Raw genomic sequence first — 246 nt, 5'->3', positions numbered from 1 at the left:
TTTAGCCGCTGCAGCGAATCGGGCATGTGATGGTGTTGCTGTGTTTCGGTTCGCTTTGCGAGCGATGCGTCTTTTCGGTTTGTTTGTCGACTTCAACCGTCTGACACGCAAACATCAAATTGTTTGGGTGTTATATGGTCAAGCCTCACGGGCAATTAGTATGGGTTAGCTCAACGCCTCACAACGCTTACACACCCCACCTATCAACGTCGTAGTCTTCGACGGCCCTTCAGGGAGCTCAAGGCT

1 rRNA gene is annotated in these 246 nt (G+C 51.2%); it reads right to left on the bottom strand.

From position 1 onward, the window contains the following. Positions 1-134 precede the first annotated feature (134 nt). Positions 135-246, bottom strand: a 23S ribosomal RNA gene (locus V6943_RS20585); the annotation flags it as partial.

It is taken from the genome of Pseudomonas sp. CBC3 (assembly GCF_037967085.1).
Taxonomy (GTDB): Bacteria; Pseudomonadota; Gammaproteobacteria; order Pseudomonadales; family Pseudomonadaceae; genus Stutzerimonas.
The sequence above is the reverse complement of the archived record's forward strand: the minus strand, read 5'-3'. Positions and strand labels throughout refer to the sequence as shown.